At 57.7% G+C, this 19,968-nt stretch carries 25 protein-coding genes and 1 tRNA gene; 19 read left to right on the forward strand and 7 right to left on the reverse strand.

Going from position 1 to position 19,968, the window contains the following annotated elements; all coding sequences use genetic code 11:
• Positions 1-28 precede the first annotated feature (28 nt).
• Positions 29-304: a DUF1654 domain-containing protein gene (locus tag GVN17_RS19325; RefSeq protein WP_166596861.1), complete on the reverse strand. Its 276-nt coding sequence runs from the start codon at positions 302-304 to the stop codon at positions 29-31.
• A gap of 176 nt (positions 305-480) precedes the next feature.
• On the opposite strand from GVN17_RS19325, the gene GVN17_RS19330 reads away from it, so the two are divergent.
• A complete protein-coding gene (locus GVN17_RS19330; protein WP_166596862.1) occupies positions 481-705 on the forward strand; it encodes a YgdI/YgdR family lipoprotein in 225 nt (74 codons plus the stop codon).
• 78 nt (positions 706-783) lie between these two features.
• Here the strand turns inward: GVN17_RS19330 and GVN17_RS19335 are convergent, their stop codons facing one another.
• Positions 784-1,056, reverse strand: a complete 273-nt coding sequence (locus GVN17_RS19335) for a hypothetical protein (protein WP_166596863.1) — start codon at positions 1,054-1,056, stop codon at positions 784-786.
• Between the two features lie 343 nt (positions 1,057-1,399).
• On the opposite strand from GVN17_RS19335, the gene GVN17_RS19340 reads away from it, so the two are divergent.
• The 7 genes from GVN17_RS19340 (at position 1,400) to GVN17_RS19370 (ending at position 8,421) form a co-directional block, all read left to right on the forward strand.
• Entirely contained in the window at positions 1,400-2,359 is a 960-nt protein-coding gene (locus tag GVN17_RS19340; protein ID WP_166596864.1) for a sugar ABC transporter substrate-binding protein, read from the forward strand.
• 67 nt (positions 2,360-2,426) lie between these two features.
• A complete protein-coding gene (locus GVN17_RS19345) occupies positions 2,427-3,977 on the forward strand; it encodes a sugar ABC transporter ATP-binding protein (protein ID WP_166596865.1) in 1,551 nt (516 codons plus the stop codon).
• A complete protein-coding gene (locus GVN17_RS19350; RefSeq protein WP_166596866.1) occupies positions 3,977-4,972 on the forward strand; it encodes an ABC transporter permease in 996 nt (331 codons plus the stop codon). Before GVN17_RS19345 ends, GVN17_RS19350 begins: the two co-directional genes overlap by 1 nt.
• A gap of 1 nt (position 4,973) precedes the next feature.
• On the forward strand, positions 4,974-5,996 hold the full coding sequence (locus GVN17_RS19355; RefSeq protein WP_166596867.1) for a LacI family DNA-binding transcriptional regulator: 1,023 nt from the start codon (positions 4,974-4,976) through the stop codon (positions 5,994-5,996).
• Between the two features lie 37 nt (positions 5,997-6,033).
• Positions 6,034-6,951, forward strand: a complete 918-nt coding sequence (gene rbsK, locus GVN17_RS19360) for a ribokinase (protein WP_166596868.1) — start codon at positions 6,034-6,036, stop codon at positions 6,949-6,951.
• Positions 6,948-7,352 carry a D-ribose pyranase gene (gene rbsD, locus GVN17_RS19365; protein WP_166596869.1) on the forward strand — a complete coding sequence of 135 codons (405 nt, stop codon included), beginning with the start codon at positions 6,948-6,950 and terminating at the stop codon, positions 7,350-7,352. The genes rbsK and rbsD overlap by 4 nt, the downstream gene beginning before the upstream one ends.
• A 43-nt stretch (positions 7,353-7,395) precedes the next feature.
• Entirely contained in the window at positions 7,396-8,421 is a 1,026-nt protein-coding gene (locus tag GVN17_RS19370) for a nucleoside hydrolase (protein ID WP_166596870.1), read from the forward strand.
• A gap of 6 nt (positions 8,422-8,427) precedes the next feature.
• Here GVN17_RS19370 and GVN17_RS19375 read toward each other — a convergent pair whose 3' ends face one another.
• Positions 8,428-8,625 (reverse strand): hypothetical protein, encoded by a 198-nt coding sequence (locus GVN17_RS19375; protein ID WP_166596871.1) that lies wholly within the window; start codon positions 8,623-8,625, stop codon positions 8,428-8,430.
• Positions 8,626-8,937: 312 nt separating this feature from the next.
• Here GVN17_RS19375 and GVN17_RS19380 point away from each other — a divergent pair, with 312 nt between their 5' ends.
• Positions 8,938-9,261, forward strand: a complete 324-nt coding sequence (locus tag GVN17_RS19380; RefSeq protein WP_166596872.1) for an I78 family peptidase inhibitor — start codon at positions 8,938-8,940, stop codon at positions 9,259-9,261.
• Between the two features lie 67 nt (positions 9,262-9,328).
• Here GVN17_RS19380 and GVN17_RS19385 read toward each other — a convergent pair whose 3' ends face one another.
• Together GVN17_RS19385 and GVN17_RS19390 are read right to left on the reverse strand one after the other, a co-directional pair.
• On the reverse strand, positions 9,329-9,541 hold the full coding sequence (locus GVN17_RS19385; protein ID WP_166596873.1) for a cold-shock protein: 213 nt from the start codon (positions 9,539-9,541) through the stop codon (positions 9,329-9,331).
• Positions 9,542-9,838: 297 nt separating this feature from the next.
• Positions 9,839-10,153 carry a hypothetical protein gene (locus tag GVN17_RS19390; protein WP_166596874.1) on the reverse strand — a complete coding sequence of 105 codons (315 nt, stop codon included), beginning with the start codon at positions 10,151-10,153 and terminating at the stop codon, positions 9,839-9,841.
• 393 nt (positions 10,154-10,546) lie between these two features.
• Here GVN17_RS19390 and thrS point away from each other — a divergent pair, with 393 nt between their 5' ends.
• The 10 genes from thrS (at position 10,547) to GVN17_RS19440 (ending at position 18,626) form a co-directional block, all read left to right on the forward strand.
• Positions 10,547-12,469 carry a threonine--tRNA ligase gene (gene thrS, locus GVN17_RS19395; RefSeq protein ID WP_166597005.1) on the forward strand — a complete coding sequence of 641 codons (1,923 nt, stop codon included), beginning with the start codon at positions 10,547-10,549 and terminating at the stop codon, positions 12,467-12,469.
• Positions 12,469-13,020: a translation initiation factor IF-3 gene (infC, locus tag GVN17_RS19400; protein WP_178115747.1), complete on the forward strand. Its 552-nt coding sequence runs from the start codon at positions 12,469-12,471 to the stop codon at positions 13,018-13,020. Before thrS ends, infC begins: the two co-directional genes overlap by 1 nt.
• A gap of 60 nt (positions 13,021-13,080) precedes the next feature.
• Complete coding sequence (gene rpmI / locus GVN17_RS19405) at positions 13,081-13,275, forward strand: 50S ribosomal protein L35 (protein ID WP_002553160.1); 195 nt, start codon at positions 13,081-13,083, stop codon at positions 13,273-13,275.
• A 28-nt stretch (positions 13,276-13,303) separates the two neighbouring features.
• The gene (gene rplT, locus GVN17_RS19410) at positions 13,304-13,660 is read left to right on the forward strand and encodes a 50S ribosomal protein L20 (RefSeq protein WP_007905879.1); all 357 of its coding nucleotides are present in this window, start codon (positions 13,304-13,306) and stop codon (positions 13,658-13,660) included.
• A 105-nt stretch (positions 13,661-13,765) separates the two neighbouring features.
• The gene (pheS, locus tag GVN17_RS19415) at positions 13,766-14,782 is read left to right on the forward strand and encodes a phenylalanine--tRNA ligase subunit alpha (RefSeq protein ID WP_166596876.1); all 1,017 of its coding nucleotides are present in this window, start codon (positions 13,766-13,768) and stop codon (positions 14,780-14,782) included.
• A gap of 32 nt (positions 14,783-14,814) precedes the next feature.
• Entirely contained in the window at positions 14,815-17,196 is a 2,382-nt protein-coding gene (pheT, locus tag GVN17_RS19420) for a phenylalanine--tRNA ligase subunit beta (protein WP_166596877.1), read from the forward strand.
• A gap of 3 nt (positions 17,197-17,199) precedes the next feature.
• Entirely contained in the window at positions 17,200-17,502 is a 303-nt protein-coding gene (ihfA, locus tag GVN17_RS19425) for an integration host factor subunit alpha (protein WP_002553164.1), read from the forward strand.
• Entirely contained in the window at positions 17,483-17,839 is a 357-nt protein-coding gene (locus GVN17_RS19430; protein WP_081566855.1) for a MerR family transcriptional regulator, read from the forward strand. Before ihfA ends, GVN17_RS19430 begins: the two co-directional genes overlap by 20 nt.
• Before the next feature lie 89 nt (positions 17,840-17,928).
• Positions 17,929-18,005 (forward strand) — tRNA-Pro (locus GVN17_RS19435).
• Between the two features lie 123 nt (positions 18,006-18,128).
• Complete coding sequence (locus GVN17_RS19440) at positions 18,129-18,626, forward strand: hypothetical protein (RefSeq protein WP_166596878.1); 498 nt, start codon at positions 18,129-18,131, stop codon at positions 18,624-18,626.
• Here GVN17_RS19440 and GVN17_RS19445 read toward each other — a convergent pair whose 3' ends face one another.
• Positions 18,627-19,742 carry a tyrosine-type recombinase/integrase gene (locus GVN17_RS19445; protein ID WP_166597006.1) on the reverse strand — a complete coding sequence of 372 codons (1,116 nt, stop codon included), beginning with the start codon at positions 19,740-19,742 and terminating at the stop codon, positions 18,627-18,629. It lies immediately after the preceding gene.
• The gene (locus tag GVN17_RS19450) at positions 19,742-19,954 is read right to left on the reverse strand and encodes a hypothetical protein (RefSeq protein ID WP_166596879.1); all 213 of its coding nucleotides are present in this window, start codon (positions 19,952-19,954) and stop codon (positions 19,742-19,744) included. The genes GVN17_RS19445 and GVN17_RS19450 overlap by 1 nt, the downstream gene beginning before the upstream one ends.
• Positions 19,955-19,968 lie beyond the last annotated feature (14 nt).

Below are 19,968 nucleotides of genomic sequence, written 5' to 3' on the forward strand. Positions count from 1 at the left end.
ATGTGGCTGCAAGAGGTGTCAGGTCAGCTCAGTCCTCTTTGGGCACTGTCCAGAAAATCTGCACGCCACCGTCATCACGCCATGCGAGGGTCACGTTGTCGTTCTCGGCGATCTCCTCAAGCAGTTGATTCCAGTCCTCTTCGAGTTCGTCGGCCAGGCGAAAGATCAGGGCAGAGCGCGATTTCTGTGCGGTCGGGGCATTGATGATTTTCTGAATGCGGATGGCCATACGTTCGTACGGCGCAGGGGCTGTAGCGGCGGTGGTAGACACGAGAGTGATCCCTTGTTTTAGCTGTATGTGCATACAGTATTTCAGTGTGGGAAGTTTCGCAACCGTGCAGTAAGAAGAATATTCATCGCAACCCAAGTCGTTGATTTGTCCGACCAATTCTTTTTTTCGCGAACCAAAAGCGATTGCGTCGATCAGAGTCCCTATTGGCGAATCGGTTCGCAATGACCTGGAAAAATAGAGGAGTCGGCATGAAGATCAGAGGGTTGGGGCTGTCCTTGGCGCTCGTAGGTTGCGTAGCGTTGGCGGGGTGTTCGACCGCCACCGTGGTCACGTTGCAGAACGGCACGCAATACATCACCGAGGATGTGCCCAAGACCAAGAGTGTTGACGGGTTTTATGAGTTCAAAGACATCTCTGGCAAAACGGTCAGAGTGCGTGCCGATGAAGTGGCGACGGTGAAGAAGGAGGATTGAACAGAGCCTGACCGAAAGGGGCGATCAGGCCTGATGGGGTTTAGGCGATCGGTCTAAACCCAAGATGAGGGCCGCGGATCAGCCGTGGTCTCTGAGCCTGACGGATTGCGCTGACACGGCGTTGGAGCGACGGCCGAATTGCTCCCTGACCTTGGCAATTTCTTCTCGCAGCTTGTCACGGACTTTCATTTGATCTTCTTCGGACAGCGATTCATACCACTGCCGGTGAGCTGCGCGGCTTTTTCCTACAGGACCCACACCGGGTAAGGCGGAAATCATCGACTGGATGAAATCCGAAGCAGGGTCGTTGCCTTGCTCTGCGAGGGTGTTCTGTACGGCCGGGTCTATCATTTCCACTCCAACGACGTTCTTATGTGAGTGACAGCGACATTGGCGATGCGCGATGTCAGATCGCCGTCATATTAGCGCAGCATTGAGGGGTGCAGCGGACTAAATAGCGTATTTAATGCGGAATTGCGCACGCTTAAGCCATCAAATCGTGGCCTGTGAACGGGAATAATCCATCCGGCGGTTGTAGGGCAAATCTGAAAAAGCCTGTCGCCAGGGTTCAGGCTGTTGACAAACGATGCAACCATTCTCATAGTTTCGTTCACGCAAACGTTTGCGATTGGCCGGGTGTACCCTGACCTCGCGGACGATGCCGATACAATAATCATAATGTCGGAGTGATTCCATGAAGCTGCCATTCGCTGCACGTCTTCTTGCTGTTGCCATGCTCACCGCCAGTGCGGTAACCCTGCCTCTCTCTTCTGCCTACGCTGACGACGCCAAAAAGCCCACCGTCGCGCTAGTGATGAAATCCCTCGCCAACGAGTTCTTCCTGACCATGGAAGACGGGGCGAAGCAGTACCAGAAACAACATTCCACTGATTTCGACCTGATCTCCAACGGCATCAAGAACGAGTCTGATACGGCCGCGCAAATCGACATCGTCAACCAGATGATCGTCAAGAAAGTCGACGCGCTGGTGATCGCACCCGCTGACTCGAAGGCCTTGGCATCGGTGATCGACAAGGCCATGAAAGCGGGAATCAAGGTCGTCAACATCGACAACCAGCTCGACGCGGACGTGCTGAAAAGCAAAGGCATCGAAGTGCCGTTCGTAGGCCCGAACAACCGCAAGGGCGCCAAGCTGGTGGGTGACTACCTCGCCAAGCAACTGACGGCGGGCGATCAGGTCGGGATCATCGAAGGTGTGCCGACCACCACCAACGCGCAGCAACGCACCGCGGGCTTCAAGGACGCGATGGACGCTGCACAGATGAAGATCGTTTCCACGCAATCGGGTAACTGGGAAATCGACAAGGGCAACGCCGTCGCTTCGGCCATGCTCAACGAATACCCGAACCTGAAAGCCCTGCTGGCCGGTAACGACAGCATGGCGCTGGGTGCAGTGTCGGCGGTACGTGCCGCAGGCAAGGCGGGCAAAGTGCAGGTCGTGGGCTATGACAACATCAACGCCATCAAGCCGATGCTCAAGGACGGTCGAGTGCTCGCTACCGCTGACCAGTTTGCTGCGCGTCAGGCTGTATTCGGCATCGACACCGCGTTGAAGATGATCAAGGGCGACAAGCTCGACATCAAGGACGGTGTGATCGAGACCCCGGTCGAGCTGGTCACCAAGCCGCAATAAGCCCGACCCGTCAATCATCCGTACATACCGCCTGCTCCTCACCGGGAGCGGGCGCATGGAGAGCGTTATGTCAGCGTCTGCTCAGGCCGCTGTTCTGTCTGTCAGCAACATCGGCAAAACCTACGCCCAACCTGTCCTCGGCGACATCGACCTGACGCTGCTGCGCGGGGAAGTGTTGGCGCTGACTGGTGAAAATGGCGCGGGCAAAAGCACCCTGTCGAAAATCATCGGTGGACTGGTTACCCCGACCACAGGTGACATGCAGTTTCAGGGGCAACCCTATGCACCGGCCAGCCGCACCCAAGCGGAAAAACTGGGCGTGCGCATGGTCATGCAAGAACTCAATCTGCTGCCGACGCTGTCGGTCGCTGAAAATCTGTTTCTCGATAACCTGCCCAGTCGGGCCGGGTTCATCAACCGCAAAAAATTGCGCGAAGACTCGATCAAGGCCATGGCGCAAGTGGGTCTCGAGGCCATTGATCCCGACACCCTGGTCGGTGAATTGGGCATTGGTCATCAGCAAATGGTCGAGATCGCCCGCAACCTGATCGGCGATTGCCATGTGCTGATTCTCGACGAGCCGACCGCGATGCTGACGGCCCGTGAAGTGGAGATGTTGTTCGAGCAGATTACCCGGCTGCAGGATCGCGGCGTTTCCATCGTGTATATCTCTCACCGCCTGGAAGAGTTGGCCCGTGTCGCTCAGCGCATCGCCGTGCTGCGCGATGGCAAGCTCGTGTGTGTCGATGCCATGGCCAATTACAACAGCGAACAACTCGTCACGCTCATGGTGGGGCGCGAGTTGGGCGAACACATCGACCTTGGCGAGCGCAAGATTGGCGGCGTGGCCCTCTCAGTCAAAGGCCTCAGCCGCTCGGACAAAGTGCGGGATGTTTCTTTCGATGTCCGCGCCGGTGAGATTTTTGGCATTTCCGGGCTGATTGGCGCAGGCCGCACTGAACTGTTGCGTCTGATCTATGGCGCGGACACCGCCGACAGCGGCAGCATCCAGGTGGGCAGCCCTTTGCAAACCGTGCGCGTCAGCTCGCCAGTGGACGCCGTCGGTCACGGGATCGCGCTCATTACCGAGGACCGCAAAGGCGAAGGTCTGCTGTTGTCGCAGTCCATCAGCGCCAACATCGCCTTGGGCAACATGGAGGCGATTTCCAATGGTGGCGTGGTCAACGGCAACGCCGAAATGGCCCTGGCCCGACGTCAGGTCGAAGCCATGCGCATTCGCAGTTCCAGCCCAACGCAACTGGTTTCGGAGCTGTCGGGTGGTAACCAGCAGAAAGTCGTCATCGGCCGGTGGCTGGAGCGCGACTGCCAAGTGATGCTGTTCGACGAGCCGACGCGAGGGATCGATGTGGGCGCCAAGTTCGACATCTACGCGCTGCTCGGCGAATTGACCCGACAGGGCAGGGCATTGGTGGTGGTCTCCAGCGATTTGCGTGAGCTGATGTTGATCTGTGATCGCATCGGCGTGTTGTCGGCCGGTCGGTTGATCGACACGTTCGAGCGCGACAGCTGGACCCAGGACGAACTGCTCGCCGCGGCCTTCGCTGGCTACCAAAAACGTGATGCGCTGCTCTCTGAAGCCGCGCCCAGGAACGACTGATGAAAACCTCGACTACTCCTGCCGCTCTGCCTTCGCCGGGCAAGCGCACCGGCAATTATTTCGGCCTCGGCACGTACCTCGGCCTGGCGGGCGCCTTGCTGGCGATGATCGTGCTGTTCTCCTTTCTCAGCGATCATTTTCTGTCTTACGAAACCTTCAGCACGCTGGCCAACCAGATCCCGGATCTGATGGTGCTGGCTGTTGGCATGACCTTCATCCTGATCATTGGCGGTATCGACCTGTCTGTCGGCTCGGTGCTGGCGTTGGCTGCTTCCGCCGTGAGCGTGGCCATGCTGGGGTGGGGCTGGGGCGTGTTGCCTTCCGCGCTGCTCGGCATTGCGTGCGCAACAGTAGCGGGCACTGTGACCGGCTCGATCACCGTGGCCTGGCGCATTCCGTCCTTCATCGTGTCGCTGGGTGTGCTGGAAATGGCGCGCGGCGTCGCGTACCAATTGACGGATTCGCGCACGGCGTACATCGGCGATTCCTTCGCTTGGCTGTCCAATCCCTTCGCGTTCGGCATTTCGCCTTCGTTCGTCATCGCGTTGATCGTGATTTTTGCCGCCCAGGCCGTGCTGACCCGAACGGTCTTCGGCCGCTACCTGATCGGCATCGGGACGAACGAAGAAGCCGTGCGTCTGGCAGGGATCAATCCGAAGCCGTACAAGATTCTGGTCTTTTCCTTGATGGGACTGCTGGCAGGTGTCGCTGCCTTGTTCCAGATTTCCCGTCTTGAAGCGGCTGACCCCAATGCCGGATCGGGCCTCGAACTTCAGGTCATCGCGGCGGTGGTGATTGGCGGCACCAGCCTGATGGGCGGGCGTGGGTCAGTGATCAGCACGTTTTTCGGTGTTCTGATCATCTCGGTGTTGGCGGCAGGCCTTGCGCAAATTGGCGCCACCGAGCCCACCAAACGCATCATCACCGGCGCTGTGATCGTCGTGGCCGTCGTGCTCGACACCTACCGCAGCAACCGCGCACGGCGGCGCGGCTGATATGGCCACCATCAAAGACGTGGCCGCCATTGCCGGCATTTCCTACACAACGGTGTCCCATGTCGTAAACCGGACACGGCCGGTGAGTGACGAGGTCCGCAAGAAAGTCGAGGCGGCAATCGCGCAGCTGGATTATGTGCCCAGTGCCGTCGCCCGCTCATTGAAGGCCAAGTCCACCGCGACCATCGGTTTGTTGATTCCCAACGGCATCAACCCGTACTTTGCCGAACTGGCCAGGGGCATTGAGGATTTCTGCGAGCGCAACGGTTTTTGCGTGATCCTCTGCAACTCCGACGACAACCTGGAGAAGCAGCGCAATTATTTACGCGTGCTGCTGGAAAAGCGGGTCGATGGCCTCATCGTGTCGTCGGTCGGCGGGGGTGACAGCCTTGTCGACAGTTTGTCGTCGGTGCGCACCCCGATGGTCATTGTCGACCGGGATCTGGAAAACATCAGTGCCGATCTGGTGCGAATCGATCACGAGTTGGGCGCCTATCTCGCCACTTCGCATTTGCTGGAATTGGGGCATCGCCACATTGCTTGTATCTGTGGTCCGGCTGAAACCAGCGTCGCGCGGATGCGTCTCGCCGGTTATCACCGGGCGATGCAGGAAGCCGGCGTGAACGTGCCTGACAACTGGGTAGTCGAGAGCGACTTCACCGGTCCCAGCGGTTACCAGGCGGCGAGCCTGTTGCTGGACGGTGATCGCCCCACGGCGATTTTCGCGGCCAACGACATGGTCGGCATCGGCGCGTTGCGTGCGGCGGCCGAGCGCAATGTGCGCGTTCCAGCGGATCTGTCGGTCATCGGTTTCGACGACATCCAGATGAGCCAGTACGTTTATCCTGCGCTGACCACGGTCGGACAATCGATTCTGCAACTGGGGGAACGCGCCGCTGAAGTGTTGCTGCGACGAATTTCGGCACGGGGCGACAGTCCGGTGCAGCGGATGATCGTGGCGCCGAGCATCGTATTGCGCGAATCCACAGCGCCGCCCACCAACGCATTCAATGAGTTTCGCTGAGCCGGATCGAAGGGTCCGGATGGAAGAGTACAACGTCATGCAAGCAAAAGTAGTGATAGTGGGCAGTCTCAATATGGACCTCGTCACGCGAGCGCCAAGGCTGCCGAAAGCGGGTGAAACACTTGCCGGCCAGTCGTTCGTGACCGTGCCTGGGGGCAAGGGCGCCAATCAGGCAGTGGCGGCAGCCCGCCTCGGGGCCAGCGTGGCCATGATCGGTTGCGTGGGCAGCGATGCGTATGGCGAAGAGTTGCGTTCAGCGCTGCTGGCCGAAGGGATCGATTGCCAGGCCGTGACCCGGATCGAGGGCGAGTCCACGGGGGTGGCTTTGATCGTGGTCGATGACAGCAGCCAGAATGCAATCGTCATCGTGGCCGGCGGCAATGGACACGTGACTTCGGCGGTGGTCGACGGATTCGACACGCTCTTGAGCCAGGCCGATGTCATCATCTGCCAGTTGGAAGTCCCGATGACGACGGTGGGGTATGTGCTCAAGCGGGGTCGCGAACTGGGTAAGACGGTTATCCTCAACCCGGCTCCAGCCAGTGGCCCCTTGCCCGCAGAATGGTACGGCTGGATTGACTACCTGATCCCGAACGAAAGCGAAGCCACCGCGTTGACAGGCTTGCCGGTCGACAGCGTAGGCAGTGCCGATGCCGCCGCCACGGCGTTGATGAAGGCGGGCGTCGGGAAAGTGATCGTCACATTGGGCGAGCAGGGTGCGCTGTTTGCCAGTCAGGCCCGTTCTCAGCACTTCCCGGCGCCCAAGGTCCAGCCGGTCGACACCACGGCGGCGGGCGACACATTCGTCGGCGGTTTCGCGGCTGCGTTGGCTGAAGGGAAATCCGAGTCGGACGCCATCCGTTTCGGACAGATTGCAGCGGCACTGTCGGTCACGCGTTCAGGCGCCCAGCCTTCCATACCCACCGTCGTCGACGTTCAGAGTTATCAACCATGAAGAAAACACCGTTGCTTAATATCGCACTGTCCCGCGTGGTCGCGTCCCTGGGGCATGGGGATGTGCTGTTGATCGTGGACGCGGGGATGCCTGTCCCGCCCGGTGTAGAGCTCATCGACCTGGCGGTCACGCACGGCGTGCCGGATTTCGTCAGTGTGCTGAACACGGTGCTGGCGGAAATGCAGGTCGAAAGCCACGTCATCGCTGATGAAATGCGGGATAAGCAGCCCCCGGCCCTGTCGGTCATCGATCAGCTCAATGCCGCGGGACACTTGGGGCAACAGCGGCTGATGAGTCACGATGCGTTGAAACAACTGAGTCGCAACGCCCGGGCCGTCGTGCGCACGGGCGAATGCCAGCCATACACCAACGTGGCGTTGATCGCGGGCGTGGTCTTCTGATCGCTGGCGATTCGCGTCACATTCACGAAACAGGGAGTTTCCTATGCACCTTTGCCGTCACTTTCTCCTTCGCTTGATCAGGAGCATTGCACTGTTGGCCATCTTTTCCACTGCTGCCCACGCCGCCGAAAAACGCGACCTGATCATCGACACAGATCCAGGGGCAGACGATGTGGTCGCGCTGCTGCTGGCGCTGGCGTCACCGGAAGAACTGCACATCCGTGCGATCACCACCGTCGCCGGTAACGTGCGGATCGACAAGACCTCACGTAATGCGCGTCTGGCCCGGGAGTGGGCGGGGCGTGAAGAGGTTCCGGTCTATGCAGGGGCAGGCAGGCCGTTGGTACGACCACCGATCTACGCCGAAAACATCCATGGCAAGGAAGGCCTGCCGGGCGTCGACGTCCATGAGCCTAAAAAGGGGCTCGCCGACGGTAACGCGGTGCAGTATCTGATCGACACGCTGAGCAAGGCCGAGCCCCACAGCATCACCATCGCCATGCTCGGGCCGCAAACCAACCTCGCGCTGGCGTTGATTCAGGCACCGGAGATCACGCAGGGCATCAAGGAAGTGGTGGTCATGGGCGGGGCACACTTCAACGGTGGCAACATCACGCCAGTGGCTGAATTCAATCTTTACGCTGATCCGGATGCCGCCAAAGTGGTATTGGCCAGTGGCGTAAAGCTGACTTACGTGCCGCTGGACGTGACGCACAAGGTTCTCACCAGCGATCAGCGTATTCAGCGGATAGAGGGGCTGAACAATCAAGCGGGCAAACTGGTCAGCAGTATCCTCAACGAGTACGTCAAGGCCGATATGGTGCATTACGGTTTGCCGGGTGGACCGGTGCACGATGCGAGTGTGATTGCCTGGCTGCTGAAACCGGAATTGTTTAGTGGCAGGCTGATCAACGTGGCGATTGACAGCCGGGAGGGGCCAGGCTTCGGTCAGACCGTGGCCGACTGGTATGACACGCTGGGACAGCCTAAAAATGTTTTCTGGGTCGAGAACGGCGATGCGCAGGGGTTCTTCGACCTGTTGACGCAGCGTCTGGCACGGCTCAAATAACGCCAATTATGCGCTGCTCAATACCTCGGTCGAGTAGCGCAGAAATACCTGGTTCATGAAATTCTGGGCGCTTTCAGTGCCCAGTTCCTTCACCAGCAAATCGATTGCAATGATTGCCAGTTCTTCAGGACTGCCAGGGCTATGGGCGCATTGCCCTTGCGACCACTTGGCCTTGATATCAGCATCGATGGACACGAGTGCCATGGTGAATCGTTCCTCTGCGAAATAGGTGTTGGCGCTGCCCTCACGCGCGGGTTACCCCTGGGCGGGCGTGCAGTAAAGCATCCCGGTCAACATTACGCACTGCGACTTAGGCATGACGTTCAATGTGGGCAATGAGTACACAAAATGGCTAACGTTTTGTGACGATTTGTTTGCCCGCTGAGCATCGGGCTCGGGCAGACTCCTGCGCATCCCGACATCGTCCAAGGGCGTGTTCTGCCTGGGACCTGCGAAACCAAGACGTAATGACGCTGTCGCAGGAGTTCTGGTTTTCGTTAAACGTAAGGAGTTCGTATGCCCTGGAAATATGCATCATCGGGATTGATTCTGGCAGTGGCGCTGCTGGCGGGATGCAGCACTGCATCAGAGTCTTCATCCCCCGCCAAAGGCGCGGCGACGTCAGACTCCAGCCAGTCCCGTTGTGATGCGGCCGCGGCACAGTTCGCGGTCGGCAAGCCAGCTTCACCTGCGTTGCTCGATCAGGCCCGGGCGAAAGCGGGTGCCCAGACGGCCAGGGTGCTGGGGCCAGACGACATGGTGACTCTGGAGTATCGCTCCGACCGACTGAACCTCAATACAGACCAAGGCGCCACGGTAACCCGCGTAAATTGCGGCTGATGGCGCCCAGGTTGTTTGCAGGCATAAAAAAACCCGTCAGAGACGGGTTTTTTTTAGCGCGCTCGGATTACTCCGCGCGAACCTGAGCGGCTTGCATGCCCTTTTGGCCTTTCTCAGCCACGAAGGAAACAGTCTGGCCTTCTTTCAGGCTTTTGAAACCTTCGGATTCGATAGCCTTGAAGTGTACGAACAGGTCGTCACCGCCACCCTGTGGAGTGATAAAGCCGAAGCCTTTTTCATCGTTGAACCATTTTACGGTGCCGGTTTGGCGATTAGACATGGTGTATCTCCAGAAACATAATATTCAGTAGTGCTGTGCTGCTCAGGCCAACTGGGCACACGGGGGCTATCATAGTCGAATTGTGTCGATGCTGGACTTTTTCGATTAGAACTTTGCGCCAGTGCCGCAAATATATAGGGAAAATTCGCGTGGGATCAGCCGGGTCACCGGCGCTCAACTGAAGCCTTCTCATGCCTTTGAAGTGGCTGAAGCCCACGAACGGCGAGGGCTTCAGAAGGTTGCGCGGAGCATTGCCTACCCAATGCCTCTGACCCATGACTGCAGAATGTAAATTTTTTATTTTTTGCCCTTCAGGCAGTTTTCGCTCACGGCTTTTTGCAGTCGAGCGGTCATTTCGGTACTCGGAGGCGTCGTTTTGTCATTCAGTGACGCAATTTCCTTGTCCGAGAAATTCTTGTTGATCTGCTGTGCGCCACATTCGCAGTGCGCCTTGACTGCATTGGTATCCATGCCGGGATTATTTTGAGTCGCTGCGGCGGCGCATTCATTCATATAGGTGGTCTTGGTGTTCGCATCCATGGCGGCATGAGCGCTGATCGGAAGAGCCAGCGCCAAAGGTGCGAGGAGGGCGGCAACACGTAGAAGCTTCATGGTGGTTTCCTTCTTGTCGATGGGCCCCGAGAGTCAAGGGCCTGGAACGGTGATCTCGGATTATCTGACGACAGCGAGATGTCGCAGTTCAGTTCCGGACAATTCTCACGGCAATTGTCAGCATCTTTATTCACAACTCGCCGGGGTCGGCCTGACGTAGAGCTGTCAGGCTGTGCTAGGATGCGCGTCCTGCAGATTCGCTCGCGTCTCGCGGGTCAGGTTTCGCCGAGTGCGCACCTGTCGATTTCGTACATTCCAGTCACTCTGGTTCGGTCAAATGGTTGGCCCTTGGGCTCCTGCCACTGTGGGGCAGGTACACCGCCGAATCGCGTACTGGCTCTATCCCAACCCACGTGACCTTTGGTAGGGGTCACCACTAGGAGAGGAGGCGCCATGCCAACTATTACTCTTCCCGACGGCAGTCAACGTTCTTTCGATCACCCGGTCTCCGTCGCCGAGGTCGCCGCGTCCATTGGCGCAGGTCTGGCCAAAGCTACCATCGCCGGTAAGGTCAACGGTCAACTGGTCGATGCCAGCGACCTGATCGACGCCGACGCGAGCCTGCAAATCATCACCCCCAAAGATCAGGAAGGCGTCGAGATCATTCGTCACTCCTGCGCGCATCTGGTGGGTCATGCCGTCAAGCAGTTGTATCCGACAGCCAAAATGGTGATTGGCCCCGTCATCGATGACGGCTTCTATTACGATATCGCCTACGAGCGCCCGTTTACCCCTGATGACCTGGCGGCCATCGAGCAGCGCATGCAGCAGCTGATCGAAAAAGATTACGACGTCGTCAAGAAAGTCACTCCGCGTGCCGAAGTGATCGAAGTGTTCAAGGCGCGTGGCGAGGATTACAAACTGCGTCTGGTCGAGGACATGCCGAATGAAAAGGCCATGGGTCTCTACTACCACGAAGAATACGTGGACATGTGCCGCGGCCCGCACGTGCCGAATACCCGTTTCCTGAAGTCGTTCAAGCTGACCAAACTCTCTGGTGCCTACTGGCGCGGTGATGCCAAGAACGAACAGTTGCAGCGTGTTTACGGCACCGCCTGGGCCGATAAAAAGCAGCTGGCGGCTTACATTCAGCGTATCGAAGAAGCTGAAAAACGCGATCACCGTAAAATCGGCAAGCGCCTTGGCCTGTTCCACACCCAGGAAGAAGCGCCGGGTATGGTGTTCTGGCACCCGAACGGCTGGACCCTTTATCAGGTGCTTGAGCAGTACATGCGCAAGACCCAGCGTGAGAACGGCTACCTTGAGATCAAGACCCCGCAAGTGGTCGATCGCTCTCTTTGGGAAAAGTCGGGTCACTGGGCGAACTATGCCGAAAACATGTTCACCACTGAATCCGAAAGTCGCGACTACGCCATCAAGCCGATGAACTGCCCTTGCCACGTGCAGGTGTTCAATCAAGGCCTGAAGAGTTACCGCGAGCTGCCGATGCGCCTGGCCGAATTTGGTGCCTGCCACCGTAATGAGCCATCAGGTGCACTACACGGCATCATGCGTGTGCGTGCGTTCACTCAGGACGACGCCCACATCTTCTGTACTGAAGAGCAGATGCAGGCCGAGTCCGCAGCCTTCATCAAGCTGACCATGGATGTCTACGCCGATTTCGGCTTCAAGGACATCGAAATGAAGCTCTCCACTCGTCCCGAAAAGCGCGTGGGCTCCGATGATCTGTGGGACCGCGCCGAATCCGCGCTCGCCGCAGCACTCGATAGCGCCGGTCTGCCCTATGATCTGCAGCCGGGCGAGGGGGCGTTCTACGGTCCGAAAATCGAATTTTCTCTCAAGGACTGCTTGGGTCGTGTGTGGCAATGCGGTACATTGCAGCTCGATTTCAACCTGCCTATCCGTTTGGGCGCCGAATACGTTTCGGAAGACAACGGTCGCAAGCATCCGGTCATGTTGCACCGTGCGATTCTCGGTTCCTTCGAGCGTTTCATCGGAATTCTGATCGAGCACTACGAAGGTGCATTCCCTGCGTGGCTGGCTCCAACTCAAGCAGTGATCATGAATATCACTGATAAACAGGCAGATTTTGCCCTTGAAGTGGAAAAAACTCTGGCTGAAAGCGGGTTTCGTGCCAAGTCCGACTTGAGAAATGAAAAGATCGGCTTTAAAATCCGCGAGCATACTTTGCTCAAGGTTCCCTATCTCCTCGTCATCGGAGATCGGGAGGTTGAAACGCAAACTGTCGCTGTGCGTACCCGTGAAGGCGCAGACCTCGGCTCGATGCCGGTCGCCCAATTCTCGGAGTTCCTCGCACAAGCGGTTTCCCGGCGTGGTCGCCAAGATTCGGAGTAATTATTATTAAGCGTGAAATGAGACAAGATAAACGAGCTGCACCGAAGGCCCCGATCAACGAGAATATCTCGGCACGCGAGGTTCGGTTAATTGGCGCTGACGGCGAGCAGATTGGCATCGTCTCGATTGATGAAGCGCTTCGTATAGCTGAAGAAGCCAAGCTTGATCTGGTAGAGATTTCTGCCGACGCAGTACCACCTGTCTGTCGCGTGATGGACTACGGCAAATCGATCTTCGAGAAGAAGAAACAGATTGCTGCGGCGAAGAAAAACCAGAAGCAGATTCAGGTTAAAGAAATCAAGTTTCGTCCAGGGACGGAGGAAGGGGATTACCAGGTAAAACTACGCAACCTGGTACGTTTCCTGAGTGACGGGGACAGGGCCAAGGTATCGTTGCGATTCCGCGGTCGTGAGATGGCCCACCAGGAGCTGGGTATGGAGCTGTTGAAGCGGGTTGAGGCTGACCTGCTCGAATACGGCGCCGTCGAACAGCATCCTAAGATGGAAGGACGCCAGCTGATCATGGTCATCGCCCCGAAAAAGAAGAAATAACCACCAGGGCACGGCAGGCCTTGCGGTTATGTTTATCAACTGAATGCGGAGTATCCGAACATGCCAAAGATGAAGACTAAAAGTGGTGCAGCTAAGCGGTTTCTGAAAACCGCGAATGGCATCAAGCACAAGCACGCTTTCAAGAGCCACATCCTGACCAAAATGTCGACCAAGCGTAAGCGTCAACTGCGCGGAAGCAGCCTGCTGCATCCGTCTGACGTCGCAAAAGTCGAGCGCATGCTGCGCCTTCGTTAATTTTGATCAAGAATAGAGGAAGTAACTCATGGCTCGTGTAAAGCGTGGCGTCATTGCCCGTAAGCGTCACAAAAAAATTCTGAAACTTGCTAAAGGCTACTACGGCGCGCGTTCACGCGTATTCCGTGTTGCCAAGCAAGCGGTAATCAAGGCTGGCCAATACGCCTACCGTGACCGTCGTCAGAAAAAACGTCAGTTCCGCGCTCTGTGGATCGCTCGTATCAACGCTGGTGCGCGTATCAACGGTCTGTCTTACAGCCGTTTCATCGCTGGCCTGAAAAAAGCGTCGATCGAAATCGACCGTAAGGTTCTGGCTGATCTGGCAGTGAACGAAAAAGCGGCGTTTGCTGCGATTGTCGAGAAAGCTAAAGCCACTCTGGCCTAAGTCCCCGGCAATCACCGGGCCTCGTTTCGGGGTTCGGTGTTAAACGTCATAAATAGGGGAAGAGCCTTGTAAGCTCTTCCCCTATTTCGTATCTGGAGTCTGTACATGGAAAACCTGGACGCGCTGGTCTCTCAAGCACTTGAGGCTGTGCAAAGCGCCGAAGATATCAATGCCCTGGAGCAAATCCGGGTTCACTACCTCGGCAAGAAGGGTGAATTGACTCAGGTGATGAAGACCCTGGGGAATTTGCCGGCTGAAGAGCGTCCGCAGGTTGGCGCGCTCATCAACGTTGCCAAGGAGCGTGTCACAGAGGTTCTCAATGCGCGAAAGGCATCGCTTGAGGAAGCGGATCTTGCCGCGAAACTCGCTGCCGAATCCATTGACGTAACCTTGCCGGGCCGTGGCCAAACCACAGGCGGTCTGCACCCGGTTACCCGGACTCTGGAACGCATCGAACAGTTCTTCACCCACATCGGCTACGGCATTGCCGAAGGCCCTGAGGTCGAAGACGATTACCACAACTTCGAGGCGCTCAACATCCCAGGCCATCACCCGGCCCGGTCGATGCACGACACCTTCTATTTCAACGCCAACATGCTGCTGCGCACCCATACCTCGCCGGTACAGGTCCGCACCATGGAAGCGAACACGCCGCCGATCCGCATTGTCTGTCCAGGCCGTGTGTACCGCAGCGACTCCGATATCACTCACTCTCCGATGTTCCACCAGGTCGAAGGCCTGCTGGTCGACCGCGATATCAACTTCGCCGACCTCAAGGGCACCATCGAAGAGTTCCTGCGCGTGTTCTTTGAAAAAGAACTGGCAGTGCGTTTCCGTCCTTCCTATTTCCCGTTCACCGAGCCATCCGCTGAAGTCGACATGGAGTGCGTGATGTGCAGCGGTAAGGGCTGCCGTGTCTGCAAACAGACTGGCTGGCTGGAAGTGATGGGCTGCGGCATGGTTCACCCGAACGTGCTGCGCATGTCCGGTATCGATCCGGAAGAATTCCAGGGTTTTGCTTTCGGCATGGGCGCAGAGCGTCTGGCCATGCTGCGTTACGGCGTCAATGACTTGCGCCTGTTCTTCGACAACGACTTGCGGTTCCTCGCGCAATTTCGCTAGGTCGCCCGTAACGAACTTTTTAGGAGAGCAGGATGAAATTCAGTGAACAGTGGTTGCGCGGCTGGGTAAGCCCGCAAGTGTCCCGTGACGAGTTGGTTGCCCGTCTATCGATGGCAGGTCTGGAGGTCGACAGCGTGACCCCGGCCGCCGGTGTTTTCAGTGGGGTCGTGGTGGGCGAGGTGCTGAGCACCGAACAGCACCCGGATGCAGACAAGTTGCGCGTGTGTCAGGTCAGCAATGGCTCGGAAACCTTTCAGGTGGTCTGCGGCGCGCCCAACGTGCGTCCAGGCCTGAAGATTCCGTTCGCCATGATCGGCGCAGAACTGCCGGGCGACTTCAAGATCAAGAAAGCCAAGCTGCGCGGCGTCGAGTCCAACGGCATGTTGTGCTCTCAGGCCGAACTGCAAGTGGGCGAGGGCAACGACGGTTTGATGGAGTTGCCGGTCGATGCGCCAGTTGGCAAGGATTTCCGTGCTTATCTGGAGCTGGATGACGCTAGCATCGAAGTCGACCTGACGCCGAACCGTGGCGACTGCCTGTCCGTTGCAGGTCTGGCTCGCGAAGTCGGTGCGCTGTACGACGCCAAGGTCACTCGTCCGTCAGTGGCGGTCGTTCCTGCCGTGCACGATGAGGTGCGTTCGGTGGAAGTGCTGGCACCGGCTGCCTGCCCGCGTTACCTGGGCCGTGTCATTCGTAATGTCGATCTGTCACGCCCGACCCCGCTGTGGATGGTCGAGCGCCTGCGTCGTTCGGAAGTGCGCAGCATCGACGCCGCCGTCGACATCACCAACTACGTGATGCTCGAATTGGGTCAGCCGCTGCACGCGTTCGACCTCGCCGAGATCAACGGCGGCATTCGCGTCCGCATGGCGGAAGAAGGCGAAAAGCTGGTGTTGCTGGACGGTCAGGAAGTCAGCCTGCGCGCCGATACCCTGGTCATCGCCGACCATCAGCGCGCCCTGGCGATCGCTGGCGTGATGGGCGGCGAGCACAGCGGCGTGAATACCGCGACCACCCGTGACATCTTTCTGGAAAGCGCGTTCTTCGATCAGATCGCGGTCGCCGGCAAGGCTCGGTCCTACGGTCTGCACACCGACGCTTCGCATCGCTACGAGCGTGGCGTTGACTGGCAGCTGGCTCGCGAAGCCATGGAGCGTGCCACTGGCCTGTTGCTGGAAATCACGGGCGGCGAAGCCGGTCCGGTCATCGAAACCGTCAGCGAGCAACATTTGCCATCGATTGCGCCGGTCATCCTGCGCGCTGAGCGCATCGAGCAAATGCTCGGCATGACCATGGATGCAACCGAAGTGGAGCGTCTGCTCACTGCGCTCGGCCTGAAAGTCTTCAATGAAACGGCTGGCCAGTGGCGCGTTGAGGTGCCTAGCCACCGTTTCGACATCAGCCTCGAAGTCGACCTGATCGAAGAGCTGGCCCGCCTTTACGGCTACAACCGTTTGCCGGTTCGTTACCCGCAAGCGCGTCTGGCCCCGCAAGCCCGCGCCGAAGCCCGTGGCGATCTGCCTGCGCTACGCCGTCTGCTGGTCGCGCGCGGTTATCAGGAAGCGATCACCTACAGTTTCATCGATCAGAAATGGTTTGAGCTATTCAATCCGGGTGTTGAGCCATTGTTGCTGGCCAACCCGATTTCCGCCGACATGGCTGCCATGCGCTCGTCGCTGTGGCCCGGCCTGATTAAGGTGCTCCAGCACAACCTCAATCGTCAGCAAGACCGTGTACGCCTGTTCGAAAGCGGCCTGCGTTTTGTCGGTCAGCTGGACGGTTTAAAACAAGAGCCTATGCTGGCAGGTGTGATCTGCGGCAGTCGCTTGCCGGAGGGGTGGGCACAGGGTCGTGAGCTAGTGGACTTCTTCGACGTCAAAGCTGACGTGGAGGCGGTACTGGGCTTCGCGGGCGCACTGGATGATTTCCGTTTCGTACCGGGCAAACATCCTGCACTGCACCCAGGCCAAACTGCCCGCATCGAGCGCGAAGGCCGCGAAGTTGGTTACATCGGCGCACTGCACCCTGAGCTGGTGAAGACGTTGGGTCTGGATCGTCCGGTGTTCGTGTTCGAGCTGGTGCTGGCCGATGTGGTCGAGGGGCGTCTGCCGAAATTCCACGAGTTATCACGCTTCCCGGAGGTCCGTCGTGACCTGGCGTTGCTGGCGGATCGTGATATTGCAGCGACTGCGGTAATGGACGTTATTCGTGAAAATGCAGGGGAATGGCTAACAGACCTCAGGCTCTTTGATGTTTATCAGGGTAAAGGCATTGATCCGCATAGAAAAAGCCTTGCAGTTGGCTTGACCTGGCAACATCCATCGCGCACTCTTACTGACGATGAGGTAAACGCTTCGACGCAGCAAATTCTCACCTCGCTAGAGGAAAGGTTAAACGCCACGTTAAGGAAGTAGCGTATGGGGGCTCTGACGAAAGCTGAGATGGCCGAACGTCTGTACGAAGAGCTAGGCCTGAATAAACGAGAAGCCAAGGAACTGGTTGAGCTGTTCTTTGAGGAAATCAGGCACGCTCTGGAAGATAACGAGCAGGTCAAATTGTCCGGATTCGGCAATTTCGACCTGCGAGATAAACGCCAGCGACCGGGTCGAAATCCCAAGACAGGGGAAGAAATTCCGATTACAGCTCGCCGTGTGGTCACCTTTCGCCCAGGGCAGAAACTGAAGGCCCGAGTTGAGGCTTATGCTGGAACCAAGTCATAACGACGAGCTACCGCCTATTCCCGGCAAACGCTACTTCACCATTGGTGAGGTCAGTGAGCTCTGCGCGGTAAAACCGCACGTTCTGCGTTATTGGGAGCAGGAGTTTCCTCAGCTCAACCCGGTCAAGCGCCGCGGGAATCGTCGGTATTATCAGCGACAGGACGTGCTGATGATCCGACAGATCCGCGCGTTGCTGTACGACCAGGGCTTCACCATCGGTGGCGCGCGCCTTCGTATGTCCAGCGATGAGGTCAAGGACGATTCCCTGCAGTACAAGCAATTGATCAAGCAGATGATCGCTGAGTTGGAAGACGTGTTGGTCGTTCTGCGCAAGTAGGCCGATGACTCAAAATACTTCCATCATTCAAATGCTTAGGGTATATTTCTCGACGCTTTCGCAAGAAGCCCAATAGATTCACGCCTAGTCGGGGCGTAGCGCAGTCCGGTAGCGCACTAGCATGGGGTGCTAGGGGTCGAGTGTTCGAATCACTCCGTCCCGACCATATTTACTGAGTAAAATCAGACATTTGAGCCGATCATCAGATCGGCTTTTTTGTGCCCGCGCAAAATCTGCGCAAAACTGGCGCAAAATAAGGTGGTGAAACTTGATCCTACGGGGGGGCTGCATGGTCAACGTGGATTTCAGCAAAAAGCATGACGAGCGATTCGAAAAGCATTTTTCGGCGCAGATGGATGACATAACGCTCATCCTGAAATGCCACTTGATGCTAGAGGAGATGCTTCGCGATTTTTGCACGGAGATGGTTCCCCAGCCCCAGTTTCTGAAAGACTCGCGGTTTACGTTCGCGCAAGTTTTTGATCTGTCCCGTGCCCTGTACCCAGCGGACATAAAGCTGGGAAGCATGGCTGAATTGTGGTCAGTTTGCGAAAAGATCAACCGAATTCGCAACATGATGGCCCATGCGCTTGATCCAGACTCCTCCAAGCTTGAAAGCCACAAGGCCGCTATCGTGGAAGCTGTCAGGCTGCGTGGGAAGGGGAACACCTCTTCATTGGAGTTCGTAGGATGCCTAACGTACGTATTGGGTGCGCTCAGCCTCATCCTGCAGGTGGGTGTCACACACAAAAACGGCGAAGACTTTCGAGAAATTCCCAGGAAGTAGCTATCTACCGCTGACTTCGCTGATGTCCAGGTCAGGAACAGCGTCTGACCAGACGACCTCCGCATGGTCCTTCTGGTAGTTTTTGGTCATCTCCTCGCTGGCGTGGCCGGCGATCTTCTGCCCATCCTTTCCGGCTTTCTTGTACAGGTGCAGCGATAGCGCCCTGACCTCATGGAAGCCCGGCATCTCTTCTTCCTTCCATCCCTTATAACAATCCGCCGCTTCGCGCGCCTCCTTGAAAGCCCTGGTCAGATACCGTTCCTCGATCTTGGTCCAATGCTCTTTCGTTTCCGCCTGCTTTTGCTTCTTGCGGTCCGGTCGCCGGTGAATGAGGAACGGCGAAACGATGTTGTCCCGGCAATGGCTGATAACGCGCTGGAGCTCCGGAGTGACCCTGAACCTGATCCACGCCATGTCTGAGGCCTTGGCCGTTTTCTGCTGGACAACATAAAGGTATCCGTCCTGCACGTCTTCGAACTTCATGGACAGGATGTCAGTGCGCCGCTGCGCGGTGATCAGCGCCAGGTCGATTGCGTTCTGCAGCCAGGATGGGGATTTTTCCCGAATAGCTTTCAGGCCTTCGACCGTGTGCCGTTTGCGGGCCTTCTTCTCGATCCGGCTGATTGTGCTCATTGCCGGGTTGTCAGGGCACAGACCCTTCGCTGCGGCATGGTTGAATATATCGATCAGCAGCGCGCGACACTGGTTCGCGGTGCGCGGAGTCACCGAGTCGAGCAGTTCGGCGATCATGCGAATTGTGATCTGGTCGATCGCCTTGCCTTCAAACGCTTTCCTGAAGCGGCGAAAGTGCACGGCGTACAGGTCAAGCGTCCCCTCTGAGAGCTCGCGGGGAGGCAGTACCTTCTTCTCGTAATGGGTCAGGAACGTGGTGAACAGCTCCGCCGATTCCCCCATGACCGCGCCAACCAGGTCGGCGCCCTGCATGAACGCGAGGTTGAGCTGCTTGGCCGCGTCGACCGCTTTAACCCGGTCGGGCCCGAACGGAAACCATTTGCCGTCCGTCGGCCTGCGGTACCGGTAAGTCCCGCGCCGGTCATCCAGGTAGAGGTTAGGCGGCAAGCCTCTGTTCGACTTATTGCGCGGCCGTGGGACCATCATGCAGCTCCTTTCAATACCATCGCTACGAGCTCGTTGCCGGCGGACTTATTGAAGGCCGCCCAGTCGATATACCAGAGTTTGCCGATCTGCTCGCCCGGAAGCTTGCCGTCTCGAATGTAGTTGCGGATCGCCTGGGAGCAGGGCGGTGTGCCGTTTTCACCCCAGCGGCGACGCTGGAACTCGCTGATTTTGATCAGTTCGCGCTTCATGTCGGCTACCTCCG

This window comes from Pseudomonas sp. SLFW (genome assembly GCF_009905615.1).
Taxonomy (GTDB): domain Bacteria; phylum Pseudomonadota; class Gammaproteobacteria; order Pseudomonadales; family Pseudomonadaceae; genus Aquipseudomonas; species Aquipseudomonas bambusae.